The sequence below is a fragment of the Variovorax sp. GrIS 2.14 genome, from assembly GCF_046115955.1.
Lineage (GTDB): Bacteria > Pseudomonadota > Gammaproteobacteria > Burkholderiales > Burkholderiaceae_C > Variovorax.
The window spans coordinates 1-17,650 of sequence record NZ_JBJXIA010000036.1 but is presented as its reverse complement, the minus strand read 5'-3'; the positions used below and the strand labels follow the sequence as shown (position 1 = coordinate 17,650).

Below are 17,650 nucleotides of genomic sequence, written 5' to 3'. Positions count from 1 at the left end.
GGTACAACGAGAAGCGGATCAAGATCTCCCTGGGGGCCCTCAGCCCGATCGAATACAGGGTGAGTCTTGGACTTGCGGCATAAAACCAGTCCAAGCTTTTATCCGCACCCCCGGTGGGTCAAAGTTCAACCGGCGCCGACATTGTCGCCATTCATAAACAGCACTGGAATGTTCTTAAACCGATCGTTCTTGTTCTTTTCCGTGCAACCCATGTAGAGCGCTATGAACGCCTTGGGCTCCGTCGGTTCTTCGCCTAACACTTGAGCCGCCGCGCGGTAAACCCACGGCCGGTTCAGTTCCCGTGCGACGCTGGCGCCCATGGACTCGCCCAAATGCGCAAATCGTGCGTTCTTGAACCGCTCGTCTTTGCGCAGCGCAACCGTCGCAGCCAGCGTGTCGATCGCCATGTTCAAAGCGTTGCCACCCGATCCAAGAGACGCTTTTGTGTAGCCGGAACGCTGCACTTGGCCTAGCCCGCGCGGCGTCCAATGATCCAGCACCAGGGCGTAGTAGCCCTGCTCAGCCAGATGGTCGGCGTACCAGCGATGGTGAAGATCGAGGCCTTGGCTGCCATGACTCACGATCACTACGATGTTCTTGCTGGTGTCATTCGGTACGGCCAGATAGCCCGGTATGGACGCTGGCGTGCACTTCCAACTGGCTTGGCCCCACCAGCCATTGCAGATCCCGCTGTTGATCTGCAGTTTCTCCAAGCCAGCAGATTTGAACTCACCATCCGCATGCGCGGCGAATGAGAACACGACAGTAGTAATCGCAAGGAAGAAGCGCAGCAAGACGCGCCAGTCGAGAGTCGAAATCTTCTGATTTGTGGTGATCATTTTGTTCTTGGATTGAGCGCTAGTCACATCGACGTTTATCGTCTACCGGCGCATCAGCGCGTTCAGCATCTTCACGGCAAGCCAGCCGCCGCCGATCGTCACGAACGGAATCAGCAGCACGCCCCACGGTGCCAAGAACAGCATCAACAGCAACGACACCATGAAGCCGATGCCCGCGCCGACGATGAACGTCAGGACTTTAGCGACTTTGCTGGCGGCGCTTCGTTGCCGTGTGTCGCGACACGGTGCCGAGACAGGCGACGCCACCATCGCAACAGGTTGCGCACCGCTTGTCGGTGCTGCCACGGAAACCTGTGGCGCGCTTGTGACAGCCGGCGCGGCCGCCGGGATGCTCTTGGCTTGGTCGATCAACGGTTGCCCCGTAGCCACGCCACTGGCGGCAAGCTCGTACACCACAGCCCTTCGCGTCTGATGAAGCTGACCAAGCTGTAGTTGCAGCAGACCGCACCGCTCACGTGCTTGCTCGCGCTCGTCGAAGCTGGCGCCGCTCTCCATGATCGGATGCGCTGTCACCAGTTGGCCCTCGAGGTCGCGGCCTTGCGCATCCATTTCGTCCAACACGCGCGAGCCGTCGCGCGCCATGGCCTTCACCCGTTTGGACTGCGCCGCGGCCGCCGCGTACGCTTCCTCCGACGTGACGCCGGATGGCACCGACTTGAGCAGCGCTTCGACCTCGTCGCTTTCCAGTTCCATCGACACCATGGTCGTGTCGTTAAAGATGAAATAAAGACCGATGGCTTCGTCACGGTCGACGCCACCCCAGCGCAGATCGGCCCCTGCGGCATGGCGACCATGGAGCAAACCGGTCAGCGCCAGCCGTCCAACGGTTTTGCCAAGCGCGACCTTCTGCCGCGTCTCGCCCGGTGCCACGGCCGCCAGATCGTGGCGCAGGTCGTACCGTTTGACGTAGCCGGCGCACTTGATTTCGAGCATGGCGTGGCGCTCGCTGTACGCCAGTTTCCATTTATTCAGTGGTGTCAGCACCGCTCGGCCGGCGGCGTCGAAGGCGACGACTTTGAGCAGTTTCAGATCAGTGGACATGAGCACCTCGGCAGCAGACAAGAAAAGCAGTCATGGAAAAAGATCTCCTCGATGGTTGTGAAATGAAGGGGAGCGGGATGCTGTGAAATGCAGTTAAATGAAATTCGCGTGGCGTGTGGCGTGTGGCGTGTGGCGTGTGGCATGTGGCATGTGGCATGCGCTGGACGACCGTCATCTGTTTCCGCGCGAAGCGATGCTGGCGCCGGCACACCTGAACTCCGCCGACAAGAGCAGGCATGCCGCACTCAGATCGCCAAGCTCGGCCATGAGCCAGCCGATCGCTTCCAGACTGGTGGCCGAGATCGTGACGTCCTCGATGACCGGTGCCGAGTGCGCCAGCAGATGACCGAGGGCTGCCATGCCGTTTTGGCAGACCGCCATCACGGTTTCCGCGTTCTCAGCCACGCGCCGGTTCACTTCGCTCGGCGTGTCACCTGCGAGCCGACAGTTGCCAGGACCGGACAGCGTGCTCAGATCGCTCAGCAGTTCACGCATCGGATGCATGGCCACGGCACGGTGCTCTGCGGTCCGGCGCGCCCGGCCGCCGGCGGTCATAACCGTCCTTTGCGACCGTCGCCGTCATGGCGCACCACCGAAATCGCCGACATGAGGCGCACTGGTTCGGCATCACCAGCACTTTCGTAGCGCCACCGAACTGACGTTTGCCGCCTTGCGAAGTCGACCGGCTTGTCGATGCGCAGCATGCCGTTGCAGCAAGAAAACGGCAGCGCATCGGTACTCGGGTCCAACACCAGCAACGAGTCGATCTCGAACACGGCGCCACGCATCACGCCCGCACAGCCAACGCCAAGAATGAAATGGCGATGCCGGTCTTTGAAGCTTTCATAGGCGATGAGACACAGCGTGCCGCGCTTCAAAGCGTCCACCGCGAACGCATCCACACCGTTGTCAAAGCCGTCGGTCCAGCGCACCGTGATCGGCAACTTCAACGCTTCGAGCGCATCCACCACCGCGTCCGCAAAAAGGCCCTGGTGCCAACTGAAGCCGAGCAATTCGTACAGGTCGGCGGCCACGCCGTACTTGCGCGTGCTCATGACGAGCAAGGCGCTGCGCTTGGCCAGATCCAACACGATGAAAGCCATGGCGATGGCGTGCAGAGCACATGCCGAATCAGCAGAGGACTGACGAAGGTGAAGTTCAACCGGAAGAGACCGCTGGACGTCCGCTGTCAGCATGTGCCCGACTCTCAGCGCATGGTGATACCGCTGCACCCGAAAGCCAGTTCGCGTGGTCGGCAGCGTGCTCACAGATCTCGCTCCGTCAGAGCAGTCGTCACGCCGCCGTCGGTGACGATCCAGAGTGATGGCGAGCGCCGGCGTTCTTCCGGCGTCATGGTTTCCAGCACCGCATCGGACAGCAGCCGGTACAGCGAGACCACACGACCGCCGAAAGGGATGGCGCGCTCGTTGTCGCGCACTGAATCGATGCCGATGACGCCGTAGTCGCCGGTCGTGTGGCGGCAGAGCAGCGCCGACAGATGGACGTTGTGCTGGGTCAAAGCCACCGCCGCGTTCGACGTGTAGACGCAGCGGCCGAGCGCAAAGCGCGGTGCGCTGTTGCAGGGTGCGGCCGGCTCACCGCGCTGCGTGCGAATGTTGGGGTTCAAGAAGGGGCACATGTTTGAAGTCCTAGTCGATACGGTTTGCGGACGTGCGTGGGCCTCCGCGATCTGCCGGATGCATCGTCCAAAGAATAGAGAACCGAAGAAGAAGTCGGGATGGCGAGAGCCGCGCGTGTTTGCGCTGCGCTTTTTGCCTGGAGCCGGTTCAGCCGGTGATCAACAGGCCGCAACGCGACGTGTCGCCGACCCCAATTGCCGGGTGCGCATAACCATCAGGCTAGCTTGCTGATGGGTGCTTCGGGGAGAAGACGCAGGCCAAAAGTCGTGCCCACAAGAATGCGCACGACTCAGTACGTGGCGGAGCAACGCGCAGACGTTGCATTCAAGGGACGCGCGACCAAACGGTTTACCGGCGCCATGAACAACTGCTCAAAAACAAGCGCAAACAGCTTAATTCAGACCGTTTTTTCAATTCTACCAGAAAATCGCGTAAAATGTGCTAAATATTGAGCACTTTTCTGCTCGCTGGAGCGTTTATGGCCATATCGGTGCGCGACATAGTTCCCTTTTCTACGGCTCGAACTCACCTGTCTGATCTTGTTATCGAAGTGCAAAACGGTGCAGAGAAGATCATCACCAAGAATGGCGAGCCGGTCGTCGCGGTGATCGATGCCAAGCGACTTGACTACTACCACCGGCTAGAGCGCGCACGCATCCACTTGCTCTTGCTTGACGACGCGCAAAAGGGCCTCGCCGACGTCGAGGTAGGTCGCACTGTCGACGCTATCGACGGCATTGCTGCCCTGCAGCTCAAGCGCAAGACGGCCGTTGGTCGGACTACAGACTGACATGCCGAGCGCAATTCACGATGTGCCGCTGGCGAATGTCCGCTGTACAGCAAACTTTGCGCTCGACTTGAAGAGACTTGAGGTGTTCTGGTTCAAGAACGGTGCCGCCGATGGATACGACAAGCTGCTTGACGCGCTTGCCGATGTGCTGGTGTGCAATCTCCAACGGCATCCCGGCATTGGCCGCCCGTTTTTGGACAGAACCGTCGACTCGGTTGAGGCCGAAAGCTTGAGCGAACGCGTTGGTCTCCGGCTGTCTGCTTTGGGCGACGAAGCGCAGCTTCGCGAATACGTGCTGGACCAATACTTGGTGCTCTACGCATACTTGCGCGGCAGCGTCGACGAATCGGGATTCGTGCAATTGTTGGCCATCAAACACCAGAACCAGCTTGGCTTTGATATGCCGCCCAAAGGATGATGGGTCATCGTCCTCGCTTGTTCGTAAATAGCACCTAAAACGATAGCTCGGAGACACGATGGCAACACTGGTTTTCTCATATGCGCATGCCGACGAAGCTTTGCGCAACGAGCTTGAAAAGCACCTCTCGCCACTCCAACGCTTGGGCCTTCTTGAAACCTGGCATGACCGTCGAATCGTTGCAGGGCAGCACTTCGTTGGGGAGATCGACCGGAACTTCGCTGAAGCTGACATCATCCTGTTGCTGGTCAGCCCCGACTTCGTAAATTCGGACTACTGTTTCGACATCGAAATGAAGGGCGCACTCGAGCGCGATTCGCGCGGTGAAGCCGTGGTCATTCCCGTGATTCTTCGTCCAAGCCACTGGACAAAACTTCCATTCGGAAAGCTCCAAGCCGCCACGAAAGATGGCAAGGCCATCGTGCACTTTCCTTCACATGACGACGGCTTTTACGAAGTTGTAGCGTCCATCGAAAAAGCTGTATCGCTCCTGAACAAGCGGCGGGGCCAACCTGATGCCATATCGGCTACCCCGGTCGCGCCGATCACGTCGCCTTCAGTCATGGCATCCGCCGTTTCTCAAGCAACATCACGCTCCAGCAACCTACGGTTGAAGCGCGCCTTCACTGATCTTGAAAAGGATCAGGCTCTGAAGGAGTGTTTTGAGTACATCGCGCATTTTTTCCAGACGTCGCTCGACGAAATTAAAGCTCGAAAACCCGAGATTTCCGTCGACTTTGTGCGTGTAGACGCCAAAGGTTTCGAGGCCAAGATTTACGTCGACGGCAAGCGGCGCTCTCAGTGCGGGATCTGGTACGGCGATGGTCGCTGGACAGGCGACATCACTTACAGCAGTGCCGGCGTCACGCCGGGCAGCTACAACGATTCGATTCATCTCGAAGATGACGGCTACGCCATCTTCTTCAAACCGATCGGCATGAGCTTCCGAGGCGGCGAGCACAAGGATCGACTGGATCGACATGCAGTTGCTGAGTACTTTTGGACTGCGCTCATCGAGCCCTTGCAGTAGAAAGCCGCTCAGAGGCGCGTCTTCGGAGAATGGCCGTTCCAGCGGCTAGCCTCGCAAGGTCACTTGTGACGTTTGATAAATAGAACAAAGAGCATGGAACTGATCGACAACATAGCCCGCTTGTTGGGTGATGACCTAAAAGTGACCTTAAAGCCGAAATCGCGGCTCAAGATCGCTGCTTCATGCTTCTCGATGTACGCCTTCGAGGCCTTGAAGGCCGAGCTGGAACAGATCGACGAACTCAGCTTCATCTTCACGTCGCCCACGTTCACTGCCAGCGAAGTCACTGACAAGATTCGCAAAGAGCGCAAGGAATTCCACATCCCTAAGCAGGATCGCGAGCGCAGCCTGTACGGCAGCGAGTTCGAAATTCAGTTGCGCAACAAGTTGGCCCAGCGTGCCATCGCCAAGGAATGCGCGGAGTGGATGCGCCGCAAAGCCCGGTTCAAAAGCAACCGCACCAAAGCTCCCATGCAGCCGTTTGCGTGCGTGCAGGCCAGCGGCACTGCCACCGCCTACATGCCCCTGCATGGCTTCACGGCCGTAGACCTCGGTTACCAACCAGGCAATGCCGTGTCGAACCTCGTCAACAAGATGGACGAGCCCGCCTTTGCGGCCACCTACCTCAGCCTGTTCGACCAGATTTGGAACGACCCCGAAAAGCTGGAGGACGTGACCGCACAGATTTGCGAACACATCGCATCCGTCTACCAGGAGAACTCGCCAGAGAGCATCTACTTCCTGATGCTCTACAACATCTTCAACGAGTTCCTGGACGAAATCGACGAAGACGTTCTGCCCAACGACCGCACCGGCTACCAGGACACCCTCATCTGGAAGAAGCTCTTCAACTACCAGCGGGACGCGGCCACCGGCATCATCAACAAGCTGGAAACCTACAGCGGCTGCATCCTGGCGGACAGCGTAGGCTTGGGCAAGACCTTCACCGCGCTGGCCGTCGTCAAGTATTACGAGCTGCGCAACAAGTCGGTTCTGGTGCTGTGCCCGAAAAAGCTGGCTGACAACTGGCTCAACTACAACCGCAACCTCAAGACCAACATCTTCGCCAAGGACCGTTTCAACTACGACGTCCTTTGCCATACCGACCTGAGCCGCACCAGCGGCGAATCCTTCGGCGCCCCGCTAAACCGGATCAACTGGGGCAACTATGACCTTGTGGTCATCGACGAGTCCCATAACTTCCGCAACAACGATGCCTTCAAGGACAAGGAGACCCGTTACCAGAAGCTGATGAACAAGGTCATCAAGGAAGGCGTGAAGACCAAGGTGCTGATGCTGTCAGCCACCCCAGTCAACAACCGCTTTGCCGACCTGCGCAACCAGCTGGCTCTGGCCTACGAGGGCGACTCCGAAAACCTCAGCAAGAAGCTCAAGACCGGCAAGAGCGTTGAGGAAATCTTCCGTGGGGCGCAAGCCTCATTCAATGCGTGGGCCAAGCTGCCCCCCGAAGAGCGCACCGCCCGCGCCATCCTGGACTCGCTGGACTTCGACTTCTTCGAACTGCTGGACAGCGTGACCATCGCACGCTCGCGCAAGCACATCCAGACTTTCTACGACACCACGGACATCGGGCAGTTTCCCGAACGCCGCAAGCCACTGTCTTTTCACTGTCCGCTGACCGCTCGGCCAGACGTGATGGGCTTCAACGACATCTTCGCTCAGCTGTCCTTGCTCAAGCTGGCGGTGTACGCCCCGGTCAGCTACATCCTGCCCAGCCGCCTCAAGAAGTACGAAGAGGCCTATGACACCAAGGTAGGCAGCAAAGGCACCCTCAAGCAAGCCGACCGCGAAAAGAGCTTGCAGGCCCTGATGACGGTGAACCTGCTCAAGCGGCTGGAAAGCTCCGTCGAGTCGTTTCGGTTAACTTTGAACGCCTTGCGCAGCAATCACCAAAGCACCCTCGCGAAGATCACCGCCTTCAACCAGTCGGGCGTGGCAATCAGCGTCGGTGACCTCACTGAGGCACTGGAAAATCTGGACGCTGAAGAAGACGATCTGCCCATCCTTGATGACGACAGCGGAGAGATTGGCGGCAAGGTGAAAATCAGCCTCGGCGACATGGACCTACCATCGTGGGAGCACGACCTCAAGGTAGACCTGGAAGTCATCGACGCACTGCTGGCCTCAATGGGCAAGATCACCCCGGAGGATGACGCCAAGCTCCAGCACCTCAAGGCGCACTTGCTGAACAAGATCGCCAACCCGATCAACCCCGGCAACAAGAAGGTGTTGCTCTTCACGGCGTTTGCCGACACGGCCGACTACCTCTACGCCAACCTCGCACCCGAGTTACTGGCTGTGCAAGGGCTGCACACCGCCAAGGTGACCGGCAAAGGCGGGCCAAAGTCCACGCTGAAGAAGGGCTACGACTTTCAAGAACTGCTGACGCTGTTCTCGCCGCGCTCCAAAGAAAAGGCCGTGGTGCTGCCAACCGAGCCTGCCGAGGTGGACTTGCTGATTGGCACCGACTGCATCTCCGAAGGCCAGAACCTTCAGGACTGCGACTACCTCATCAACTACGACATCCACTGGAACCCGGTGCGGATCATCCAGCGGTTTGGCCGGGTGGACCGTATCGGATCGCCAAACAGCAGCATCCAGTTGGTCAACTACTGGCCCGACATCTCCCTTGATGAGTACATCAACCTCAAGGACCGGGTGGAAAGCCGCATGATGATCGCGGACGTTTCCGCCACCGGCGATGACAACGTGCTGTCAGCCCAGGCCAATGACGTGTCGTACCGCAAAGAGCAGCTGCGCCGCCTGCAAGAAGAAGTCATTGAGTTAGAAGACCTGAAGACCGGCGTGTCAATCACCGACCTCGGCCTCAACGACTTCCGCATGGACCTGCTCAACTACGTGAAGGAGCATGGCGAGCTGGGCAACGTGCCCACTGGCATGCACGCCGTGGTTCCGGCCAAGCCCGCCATGGGCTTGCATCCGGGCGTCATATTCACGCTGCGCAACGTCAATGCGGGCGTGAACATCAACCAGCACAACCGACTGCATCCGTACTACCTCGTCTACATCAACCGGGCGGGCGACGTGGTGCACGACCACACCGAGGTCAAGCGCCTGCTGGACTTGGTTCGCACTTGCTGCAAAGGGCAGGACAAACCCATGGCGCTGGCGTGCGAACTGTTTAACCAAGAGACTGCTGAAGGCCGAAAGATGCAGGTGTACTCAGACCTGCTGGGCAAGGCCATTCGATCAATGGTCGAGGTGAAGGAAGAGAAAGACCTGGACAGCCTGTTTACCGGCGGCAAGACCACGGCGCTGACCAACACCATTTCCGGCCTGGATGACTTCGAACTCATCACCTTCGTGGTCATTCAGGAGGCTGGATGAGCCAGCCCAGCGCTGCAAAGACTTGCGCAGCGTTGGTCAGCTACCCCAAGCAGGCCGAGTTCGGCCGCACGCTGCCCAAGAACAAGATTTACGAACACAGCGGTGCCAACACCCGGCTAAAAGACCTGTTCGTTGAGCAGGTCGAGCAGATCGTTTGGCGCTACAAGCTGGCTCCCGAGACGACCAACCTGCCCGCCAAGCCCGGTGTGCCTGAGATTCAAGTCTTCGCCATTCAGTTGAAGACACCCGAGCTGCACCACGATGTTCTGCGCTGCATTGACGGTGCGGTGCAGTTCCCCATCATCTTTGAATTGACGTATGGCAGCGGTGCTGATGCGCTTACGCAGGTAGTGGCTGCGTATAAGCGCCCGAGTGATGCGGACGCAAGCCGTTGGGTGCTCTCGGACTACTTCGCGACGGACTGGTGGCATGCGGCCACCGCACGAGTGGCACTGCCTTTATCGCTAGACCTGGCTGGACTCTACGAACAGCTGCTGCGCCGGCTACTGCCATTGCCTGCGAGAACCCAAGAACCGTTGGCTGCCCTGGTCACCCGCATTGAGAAAATCACGACCAAGCGACGCGAAGTAGAAAGGGCCGAAGCCCACCTCGCCAAAGAAAAGCAATTCAATCGCAAGGTCGAGATCAACGCGACCTTGCGGCAACTTAAAACCGAACTCGAACAAATGAGTCGCTGATTTTGAGCGGACTCGAAGGGAAAAACATGGACAAACTGAAGATGCACTCCACCAACCTTACGCAAATCAACATAGAACGAATTCAGGACCTATTCCCAGGGTGTGTGACGGAGGCCAAATTCGAGGACGGCACAGTGAAGCTGGCGGTAGATTTCGATCAACTGCGGCAGGAGCTTACAGGGTCAATAGTGGATGGACCGCAGGAACGCTACCACCTCAACTGGCCGGGCAAGCGCGAGGCCCTGCTAACGGCCAATGCGCCAATTGCCAAGACGCTTCGTCCTGACCGCGACGAGAGCGTCTACTTTGACACGACGAAGAACCTATTCATCGAAGGAGATAACCTCGATGCACTGAAGTTGCTGCAAGAAACATACCTCGGCAAAGTCAAGATGATCTACATAGACCCCCCATACAACACGGGGAATGACTTTATTTACGAGGATGACTTCGCCGAGGACGTAGGAGCTTACAAACTTCGCAGCAATCAAACAGATGACGAAGGCAATCGACTTACGCAGAACATACCGACGAATGGGCGCTTCCACTCAGATTGGTTGAGCATGATTTATGCGCGACTGAAGCTGGCGCGTAGCCTGCTTACCGACGATGGCGTCATCTTCATTTCCATCGACGACAACGAAAGCGCGAACCTCCGCCGACTTTGCGACGAGATTTTTGGTGGTGAGAACTTCATGGCTCAACTTACCATCATCGTTAAGCCAGAGGGGCGCAGATACGGTTTTTTTGCCAAGACACATGATTACATGCTGGCGTATTGCAAGAATCACGAACATGCCAACCTGAATGAAATACTAGTTGAAGGCCTCGAACATCCTCACAGTGACGATCAGGGGGGCTTTACGCTCAAAGGCTTGCGAAATCGAAATGTACAGGCATTCAATTCGACGAACAGACCCAATCTTAGATATCCATTTTTTGTTGCCAAGCAAAATCCGGATACTAATGGATTTTTTAAGGTTTCTACTGTTCCAGTAGACGGCTATATTGAAGTTGAGGCGAGCACGGTTGACGGACTGCAGAGCGTTTGGCGCTGGGGCAAAGAAAAGTCTGAGAGAGAGAAAGAAGACTTGCTGGCCTACGAAGGAAATGATGGAGAAATTCGAATATTCCAGAAAGAGCGAAAGCTCTCTCAGATGGCCAAAACAGTACTGGCGGACAAAGAAATTATCTCGAATAAAGGAACGAAGGAGTTACAGGCCCTCCTCGGCAAAGGAATATTCGATTTCCCGAAGCCTGTTGCTCTGATTAAGCTAATAGCGACCATAGGCTCCAACGAGGACTCTCTGATCCTCGACTTCTTCTCTGGCAGCGCAACGACCGCTCATGCGGTTATGCAACTTAATTCTGAGGATGGTGGCGCACGTAGATTCATCATGGTGCAGATTCCTGAATCAACTGACGCGCACAGCGAAGCATTTAAAGCAGGGTACAAATCCATTGCTGATATTGGCAAAGAACGCATCCGTCGTGCTGGCAAGAAAATAAGCAATGAAAATCCGAACGTGGATGTTGGTTTCCGCGTCCTAAAGATAGCTACGTCTAACATGGACGACGTGTATTACTCTCCCGATTCGCTGAACCAAGCAAACCTCAACTTGTTCGTAGACAACATTAAGCCTGACCGGACTGCGGAAGACCTGTTGTTCCAAGTGATGCTGGATTGGGGCGTTGATCTGTCGCTTCCAATTGCTAAACAGACCATCCAAGGCAAACACGTTTTCTATATTGACGGTAACGCACTCGCCGCTTGTTTCGATCCAAGTGGAAGTATCACCGAAGTATTCGTAAAGGAACTAGCCAAACAACAACCACTGCGCGTGGTTTTTCGTGATGCAGGCTTCAAGGACAGTTCCGTCAAGATCAACGTGGAGCAGATTTTCAAGCTGCTATCCCCCACCACTGAAGTGAAGTGCATCTGAAAGCATACGGATGAAGCTCAAATTCAAAACACAAGCCTACCAGTCCGCTGCAGTTCAGGCAGTGGTGGACTGCTTCAATGGGCAGCCCCCAGCGACGCTGGCGGCACAAAAATACAGACTTGACCCGGGGCGGGCAGTCAAAAGCGCCCAGATGGCTCTGGGTGAAGACGATTCCGGCAATGCGTTCAAGAACGCAGAGCTGACACTTACCGACCTGCAATTGCTGGACAACATCAAGCAGGTTCAGCGCAGCCAGAACATGCCGGTGGACGATGCTCTGGCAAAAACCAAGGTCAGCCGAATCAATCTCGATGTGGAGATGGAAACCGGTACCGGCAAGACCTACTGCTACATCAAATCGATCTTTGAACTGAATCGGCGCTATGGCTGGAGCAAGTTCATCATCGTGGTACCCAGCATTGCCATCCGCGAGGGCGTGGCCAAGTCGCTGGAGATCACCGCCGAGCACTTCTTGGAGATCTACCAGAAGAAGGCGCGTTTCTTCATCTACAACTCCAAGCAGTTGCACCAGCTGGAGAGCTTTTCATCGGACGCTGGCATCAATGTCATGGTCATCAACGTGCAGGCCTTCGCCGCCCGTGGTGCCGACAACCGCCGCATCTATGAGGAGCTAGACGATTTCCAGTCGCGCCGCCCGATTGATGTCATCAGCGCCAATCGCCCCATCCTGATCCTGGACGAGCCTCAGAAGATGGAAGGCACGCAGACCTTGAAATCGCTGGAAGAGTTCAAGGCATTGATGGTGTTGCGCTACTCAGCCACCCACAAGACGACGCACAACAAGATTTACCGGCTGGATGCGCTGGACGCCTACAACCAGAAGCTGGTGAAGAAGATCGCGGTGCGCGGCATTGCGGTCAAAGGCCTGGCTGGCACAGCTGGCTACCTGTACCTGCAATCCATCGAGATTTCGAGCAAGAAGCCACCCGAGGCCCGCGTCGAATACGAACAGAAGCTGGCGGGCGGCAATATCAAACGCGTCGTCAAGAAGCTGTCCAAGGGCGACAACCTATATGACCTGTCCAACCAGCTGGACCAGTACCGCGACGGCTTTGTGGTGTCTGACATCAACGCCAACACCGATACCTTGAGCTTCACCAACGGGCTTGAGCTGACCGTGGGTGACGCCACTGGTGATGTAACCGAAGCAGCACTGCGGCGTATCCAGATTCGTGAAGCCATCAAGGCCCACTTCGACAAAGAGCAGGCGCTGTTCCAGCAAGGCGTGAAGGTCTTGACGCTGTACTTCATCGACGAGGTGGCAAAGTACCGCGACTACACCTCAGCTGATGAGAAAGGCGACTATGCCCGCATCTTTGAAGAGGAATACAACCAATACCTGAACGAGGTGCTGGACCTGGACGAGACGCCGTACATCAAGTACCTCAAAGGTATTCCCGCTGAGAAGACTCACAGCGGCTACTTCTCCATCGACAAGAAGACCAAGCGTCTGGCTGACCCGGCCGTGGCTGCACGCGGCGAAAACGCGGGCCTGTCTGACGATGTGGACGCCTACGACCTCATCTTGAAAGACAAGGAACGCCTGCTGTCTTTTGCTGAGCCTGTGCGCTTCATCTTCTCGCACTCTGCCTTGCGCGAAGGCTGGGACAACCCCAACGTGTTCGTGATCTGCGCCCTCAAGCACAGCGACAACACAGTTTCACGCCGCCAAGAAGTGGGGCGTGGCTTGCGCCTGTCGGTCAACCAGCACGGCGACCGCATGGATCACCCCGCTATCGTCCACGACGTGAACGTCCTGACCGTGGTGGCCAGCGAGAGCTACAAAGACTTCGTGGCCGCATTGCAGAAAGACATCAGCGACTCGTTGTCCGCACGCCCGAAGGTGGCCGACGAAGAATTCTTCACCGGCAAAGTGCTGAAGACTGCGGCTGGCGATGTGGCGGTCACGCCGCAACTCGCCAAGCAAATCTACAAGTACCTGCTCAAGAACGACTACACCGACGATGCAGACCGCATCACCGGCACCTATCACGATGCCAAGAAGGCCGAAACACTGGCTGAGCTTCCGCCAGAGCTGAAGCCGTACGCCACCCAGGTCTACCAACTCATTGACAGCGTGTTCAGCGCGAGCCAGCTCCCCGACATCAGCGACGACCGGCGCCCAAAGAAAAACCCGCTCAACGCCAACTTCGACAAGCAAGAGTTCAAGGCGCTGTGGAGCCGTATCAATCGCAAGGCCGCCTACAGCGTGGCCTTCGACTCTGACGAGCTGGTTCAGAAAGCAGTCACGGTGCTGAACGACAAGGACGCAGGCCTGCGCGTCACGCCCTTGCAGTACACCATCCAGCACGGCGAACAGGCTGAAGCCGTCACCTACGACGGCATCAAGGAAGGCAACGCCTTCAAGCTTAAGGCCACGGAAACCGAAACCAATCGGCAGTCGGTGCATTCGGCAGTCAAGTACGACCTGATCGGCAAGCTGGCCGAAGGCACACAGCTGACACGCCGCACGGTGGCCGACATCCTGAAAGGGCTGAATGCCGCCGTCTTCGCACAGTTCAAGACCAACCCCGAGAGCTTCATTGCCGAAGCCACCCGCTTGATTAACGAGCAGAAGGCCACGGTCATCATTGAGCACCTGGCCTATGACCCCGTGGAAGACAAGTTCGACCTCGACATCTTCACGGCTGGCCTGACCAAGCAGGACTTCAGCAAGGCCGGTGACAAGCTGAACCATCACATCTACGACTACCTGCTGACCGACTCCAACATCGAACGCCAGTTCGTCAAGGAACTGGACACCAGCAGTGATGTCGTGGTCTACGCCAAGCTACCGCGCGGCTTCCTCATCCCGACACCGGTAGGCGACTACAACCCTGACTGGGCCATCTCGTTCAAGGAAGGATCGGTCAAACACGTCTACTTCGTGGCCGAAACCAAGGGCTCCATGTCATCCATGGAACTACGCGAAATTGAGAAAACCAAGATCAAGTGCGCCCGGAAGTTCTTCGATGAGATGAATGATCGCTTCGTCCCTGAAGATGTCAGATACGACGTGGTGGAAAGCTTTGGAAAATTGATGGAATTAGTGAAGTAAGCGAATGCGTACGCATAGCGATGGTGTTGGGTTCGCTATGGTTCGCATGCCGAGACTTCGACGGTGCAAAGAATCGCCCTATCAAGTTAGGGATGGTCGTCGCTGAAATTTGAGGAGCAATGTGACAGCGAAGAAATTTAACGGCATGCTGCAAGACCCGACGACCCGATGGGGCAAGAACACATTCTTAAAGTATCGAGGTTGCGTTGGCTTCATCGCCAGTGAGGCGCCGGATGGCACCGCAGCCGTCGGCTCTTGCTTTCACGTTGGCGATGGTGTGTTCGTGACGGCTCGCCATGTTGTCGAGGGTCGTAAAATTATAGAAGTCGGATTTGACGACGACATAACTTCGTATAGCCTGCTTGCGAATCCGAAACACTGGGGCCCAAAGCTGCATGGTAGTGTCACGATCGGTCGCGGCCCACTCTTCCATGACGACCCCCGTGTCGATTTGGCATGTTTCGTCGCGGAGCCGTTTCCAAAGGAGTGGATTCCACTTGGTGGCCACCTTGATGAATACCTCGGCCAATTCGAGCTTGTGCTGTACCGCACGTTGGTGCTCGGTCATCCGCCGATTCAGATGTCTCGCCGACCAATATTGGTGGCTAGCCTTGGTGAGATCAACGCCCTTGCGGAGTTGTACTCCGTACCCCATCCACATTTTATCGTCTCGTGCATGGCTCGCGGTGGCTTCAGCGGCGGGCCGGCCCTGGTTGCCTACAACGAGGCAAACGACAAGGGTGGAACGGCAGCTCTTGGCGTTGTGACGCAGGCTCTCTGCCGAGATGGTCAGCCAGAGCAGCTGGGCTATATGGCTGTCATAACGGTTGAGCCGGTTTACGCCATGCTGGAGAGTCATGGCTTGCTCCCTGGTGCGCAGAGCTTAACCATCGACACAAGCTCATGAAAGCGGGTTGAGCATATTCAGACAGCTCAGATCGTCGAGTTGTCTCACAGCAACGATGGAATTTTCCATTTCGCGACAGGCCGTATGTATCGGGCCAACCTTGCATCAGATATGTGGCCGGTTTGCTCCCCGATCTGGAACAGCTGCATGCCGGCAATGACTGCTTGAGTGCAGGAGCCGGCTCGCATCGAGTGGCCGGAAAATTCGGCGACGTTCTCGCCAACTTTGCCGATAGCATTCTTGACGACGAGTGTCACGGACTGTGAGGTCACGGTGGATGCCGGCCAGCCGGCGTACCACGGTCGCGATGGCAAGTTTTTCTGCGAAAGCGGCCAGGAATCCCATGATCTGCGCCGGAGTGGCCGGAACTGTGCGCCCGGTCGACTGGAACATTTTTACGTCAAGCACATAGGTGGCCATTGCGGCGCTGGCGTGCGATGCAGCCGTGTAGCCATTAGCGAGCGTGGATAGCGCGCTGGCGGCCGGATTTGCTGGCTCGGCGGCAGCGTGACCGGCAGCGAGCGCAGTGCGAACCAGCGCGTGGCGACAACGTGATTGGCAGCCGGCGCCGCGTCCAGTATGGCTACACGCTAGTCAGACACTTTCAGATGCGCCGGATTACGTCTGACTAGGGTGGTTTTCGGAATTTATCGACAAACTCAAAATTACCTCTTAGAGTTAATCCAGACACTTAACTCTTGGAGCATTCCGGTGACTGCGAAGAAAAAACTCCCTGTTAGCAGCGGGCAAAAGATCGGCTACGTCCGTGTGTCAAGCGTGGATCAAAACGACGCGCGTCAACTTGACGGGCTCGATATGGATAAAACTTTTTCAGACAAGGCAAGTGGCAAAGACGTGAAGCGGCCGCAAATTCAAGCCATGCTCGCGCACGTGCGTGATGGAGACCATCTATACGTGCATAGCTTTGACCGGCTGTCTCGGTCGTTGAAAGATTTGCAGGAAGTGGTGGAGTCGCTGACCGCCAAAGGGGTAAGCGTGACGTTCGTGAAGGAAAACCTCACGTTCCAGCGGCCAGGGATCGGAGATGACGCGCATAAGGCGGCGTACTCGATGCTAATGCTGCAAATGCTTGGCGCGGTTGGCCAGTTCGAGCGGGCGTTGATTCGCGAGCGGCAGCGCGAGGGTATCGCCATCGCCAAAGCTAAGGGCGTCTACAAAGGCCGCAAGCCATCGCTGGATGCAAGTGCCACTGCCACGCTGCGCGAGATGGCCGAGCGTGGAATGCCGAAAACCGATATCGCACAAGCCATGAACATCTCGAGGGCCAGCGTCTACGAATACCTCAAAGCCTAATCAAATTTCGCTGCGCTAGATCTTCGACCGTCGTTTAGAGCATTCAGCCGCCGCCCACACCATCATTCGAAATGCCCGCTTCGCAGCGGTTGCGGTCGGTCATGCGGCACTAGCGACGGGCTACTATCGACCATGAGGCGCCCTTCCCGAACGACCGGTCTTGTGACTTCTAATCCAGATGGATCGCCACACTCCGCGTTGGTCCCTTCCAGCAGGTGGTGATGTTCTAGGCGTATGTGGAACTGGTCGTGCATCGCAACGACCGCGCGCAGCGTATTCAACTGATTTCGGCGTACGGCAGCATCATTTCCCGGCGCGGCGTATGGCGATCGCCTCCCTGATCTTGTCTTCAACGTCCCTGATTCGGAATGGCTTGCTGACGACGGCCGTACCCGAGAGATCCGCAGGCAGCACGGTCTTCATGTTGTAGCCCGTGCTGAAGACGAACGGCACGCCGCGCTCGGCTAGCACACGCGCCACTTCCCACGACATTTCACCGTTGAGGTTCACGTCCAGAAGAGCGGCATCGAAGTCGCCCGTCCTGGCCAGATCCAGCGCATC

General features: G+C 57.0%; 16 protein-coding genes and 1 pseudogene. 10 read left to right on the top strand and 7 right to left on the bottom strand.

Annotation, left to right across the window (positions count from 1 at the left end):
- A partial coding sequence (locus RCH10_RS25710; RefSeq protein WP_409054573.1) for an IS3 family transposase occupies positions 1 to 83 on the top strand: 83 nt, incomplete at its 5' end.
- 42 nt (positions 84 to 125) lie between these two features.
- Here RCH10_RS25710 and RCH10_RS25705 read toward each other — a convergent pair.
- The 5 genes from RCH10_RS25705 to RCH10_RS25685 form a co-directional block, all read right to left on the bottom strand.
- Complete coding sequence (locus RCH10_RS25705; RefSeq protein ID WP_409054570.1) at positions 126 to 839, bottom strand: dienelactone hydrolase family protein; 714 nt, start codon at positions 837 to 839, stop codon at positions 126 to 128.
- Positions 840 to 881: 42 nt separating this feature from the next.
- On the bottom strand, positions 882 to 1,901 hold the full coding sequence (locus RCH10_RS25700; protein ID WP_409054569.1) for a hypothetical protein: 1,020 nt from the start codon (positions 1,899 to 1,901) through the stop codon (positions 882 to 884).
- Positions 1,902 to 2,072: 171 nt separating this feature from the next.
- The gene (locus RCH10_RS25695) at positions 2,073 to 2,456 is read right to left on the bottom strand and encodes a hypothetical protein (RefSeq protein ID WP_409054568.1); all 384 of its coding nucleotides are present in this window, start codon (positions 2,454 to 2,456) and stop codon (positions 2,073 to 2,075) included.
- On the bottom strand, positions 2,453 to 3,004 hold the full coding sequence (locus RCH10_RS25690; protein WP_409054567.1) for a hypothetical protein: 552 nt from the start codon (positions 3,002 to 3,004) through the stop codon (positions 2,453 to 2,455). The genes RCH10_RS25695 and RCH10_RS25690 overlap by 4 nt, the downstream gene beginning before the upstream one ends.
- A gap of 161 nt (positions 3,005 to 3,165) precedes the next feature.
- Entirely contained in the window at positions 3,166 to 3,540 is a 375-nt protein-coding gene (locus RCH10_RS25685; RefSeq protein ID WP_409054566.1) for a type I restriction endonuclease subunit M, read from the bottom strand.
- Between the two features lie 479 nt (positions 3,541 to 4,019).
- Here RCH10_RS25685 and RCH10_RS25680 point away from each other — a divergent pair, with 479 nt between their 5' ends.
- The 8 genes from RCH10_RS25680 to RCH10_RS25645 all read left to right on the top strand — a co-directional run bounded on the left by RCH10_RS25680 (position 4,020) and on the right by RCH10_RS25645 (position 15,775).
- Positions 4,020 to 4,331 carry a type II toxin-antitoxin system Phd/YefM family antitoxin gene (locus RCH10_RS25680; RefSeq protein ID WP_409054572.1) on the top strand — a complete coding sequence of 104 codons (312 nt, stop codon included), beginning with the start codon at positions 4,020 to 4,022 and terminating at the stop codon, positions 4,329 to 4,331.
- 1 nt (position 4,332) lies between these two features.
- Positions 4,333 to 4,749, top strand: a complete 417-nt coding sequence (locus RCH10_RS25675) for a hypothetical protein (protein ID WP_409054565.1) — start codon at positions 4,333 to 4,335, stop codon at positions 4,747 to 4,749.
- Positions 4,750 to 4,807: 58 nt separating this feature from the next.
- Positions 4,808 to 5,779, top strand: coding sequence for a toll/interleukin-1 receptor domain-containing protein (locus RCH10_RS25670; RefSeq protein ID WP_409054564.1), 972 nt, complete (start codon positions 4,808 to 4,810; stop codon positions 5,777 to 5,779).
- A gap of 93 nt (positions 5,780 to 5,872) precedes the next feature.
- Positions 5,873 to 9,148, top strand: a complete 3,276-nt coding sequence (locus RCH10_RS25665) for a helicase-related protein (RefSeq protein WP_409054563.1) — start codon at positions 5,873 to 5,875, stop codon at positions 9,146 to 9,148.
- A 32-nt stretch (positions 9,149 to 9,180) separates the two neighbouring features.
- Positions 9,181 to 9,846, top strand: coding sequence for a DUF4391 domain-containing protein (locus RCH10_RS25660; RefSeq protein WP_409054562.1), 666 nt, complete (start codon positions 9,181 to 9,183; stop codon positions 9,844 to 9,846).
- A gap of 26 nt (positions 9,847 to 9,872) precedes the next feature.
- On the top strand, positions 9,873 to 11,789 hold the full coding sequence (locus RCH10_RS25655) for a site-specific DNA-methyltransferase (RefSeq protein ID WP_409054561.1): 1,917 nt from the start codon (positions 9,873 to 9,875) through the stop codon (positions 11,787 to 11,789).
- A gap of 10 nt (positions 11,790 to 11,799) precedes the next feature.
- Positions 11,800 to 14,868 carry a type III restriction-modification system endonuclease gene (locus tag RCH10_RS25650; protein ID WP_409054560.1) on the top strand — a complete coding sequence of 1,023 codons (3,069 nt, stop codon included), beginning with the start codon at positions 11,800 to 11,802 and terminating at the stop codon, positions 14,866 to 14,868.
- A gap of 145 nt (positions 14,869 to 15,013) precedes the next feature.
- Entirely contained in the window at positions 15,014 to 15,775 is a 762-nt protein-coding gene (locus RCH10_RS25645; RefSeq protein ID WP_409054571.1) for a serine protease, read from the top strand.
- Between the two features lie 44 nt (positions 15,776 to 15,819).
- Here the strand turns inward: RCH10_RS25645 and RCH10_RS25640 are convergent, their stop codons facing one another.
- A complete protein-coding gene (locus tag RCH10_RS25640) occupies positions 15,820 to 16,032 on the bottom strand; it encodes a hypothetical protein (protein ID WP_409054559.1) in 213 nt (70 codons plus the stop codon).
- Positions 16,033 to 16,486: 454 nt separating this feature from the next.
- Between RCH10_RS25640 and RCH10_RS25635 the strand changes: the two genes are divergently transcribed.
- Entirely contained in the window at positions 16,487 to 17,089 is a 603-nt protein-coding gene (locus RCH10_RS25635; RefSeq protein ID WP_409054558.1) for a recombinase family protein, read from the top strand.
- 303 nt (positions 17,090 to 17,392) lie between these two features.
- On the opposite strand, the pseudogene RCH10_RS25630 reads toward RCH10_RS25635, so the two are convergent.
- Positions 17,393 to 17,650 (bottom strand): annotated as a pseudogene (locus RCH10_RS25630) (response regulator); the annotation flags it as partial.

What these genes read in the sequence shown, in the direction of transcription:
- RCH10_RS25685 (WP_409054566.1), bottom strand. Translation starts at nt 3,540, where the DNA reads ATGTGCCCCTTCTTGAACCCCAACATTCGCACGCAGCGCGGTGAGCCG.
- RCH10_RS25650 (WP_409054560.1), top strand. Translation starts at nt 11,800, where the DNA reads ATGAAGCTCAAATTCAAAACACAAGCCTACCAGTCCGCTGCAGTTCAG.
- RCH10_RS25675 (WP_409054565.1), top strand. Translation starts at nt 4,333, where the DNA reads ATGCCGAGCGCAATTCACGATGTGCCGCTGGCGAATGTCCGCTGTACA.
- RCH10_RS25645 (WP_409054571.1), top strand. Translation starts at nt 15,014, where the DNA reads ATGCTGCAAGACCCGACGACCCGATGGGGCAAGAACACATTCTTAAAG.
- RCH10_RS25655 (WP_409054561.1), top strand. Translation starts at nt 9,873, where the DNA reads ATGGACAAACTGAAGATGCACTCCACCAACCTTACGCAAATCAACATA.
- RCH10_RS25680 (WP_409054572.1), top strand. Translation starts at nt 4,020, where the DNA reads ATGGCCATATCGGTGCGCGACATAGTTCCCTTTTCTACGGCTCGAACT.
- RCH10_RS25665 (WP_409054563.1), top strand. Translation starts at nt 5,873, where the DNA reads ATGGAACTGATCGACAACATAGCCCGCTTGTTGGGTGATGACCTAAAA.
- RCH10_RS25670 (WP_409054564.1), top strand. Translation starts at nt 4,808, where the DNA reads ATGGCAACACTGGTTTTCTCATATGCGCATGCCGACGAAGCTTTGCGC.
- RCH10_RS25690 (WP_409054567.1), bottom strand. Translation starts at nt 3,004, where the DNA reads ATGGCTTTCATCGTGTTGGATCTGGCCAAGCGCAGCGCCTTGCTCGTC.
- RCH10_RS25695 (WP_409054568.1), bottom strand. Translation starts at nt 2,456, where the DNA reads ATGACCGCCGGCGGCCGGGCGCGCCGGACCGCAGAGCACCGTGCCGTG.
- RCH10_RS25705 (WP_409054570.1), bottom strand. Translation starts at nt 839, where the DNA reads ATGATCACCACAAATCAGAAGATTTCGACTCTCGACTGGCGCGTCTTG.
- RCH10_RS25700 (WP_409054569.1), bottom strand. Translation starts at nt 1,901, where the DNA reads ATGTCCACTGATCTGAAACTGCTCAAAGTCGTCGCCTTCGACGCCGCC.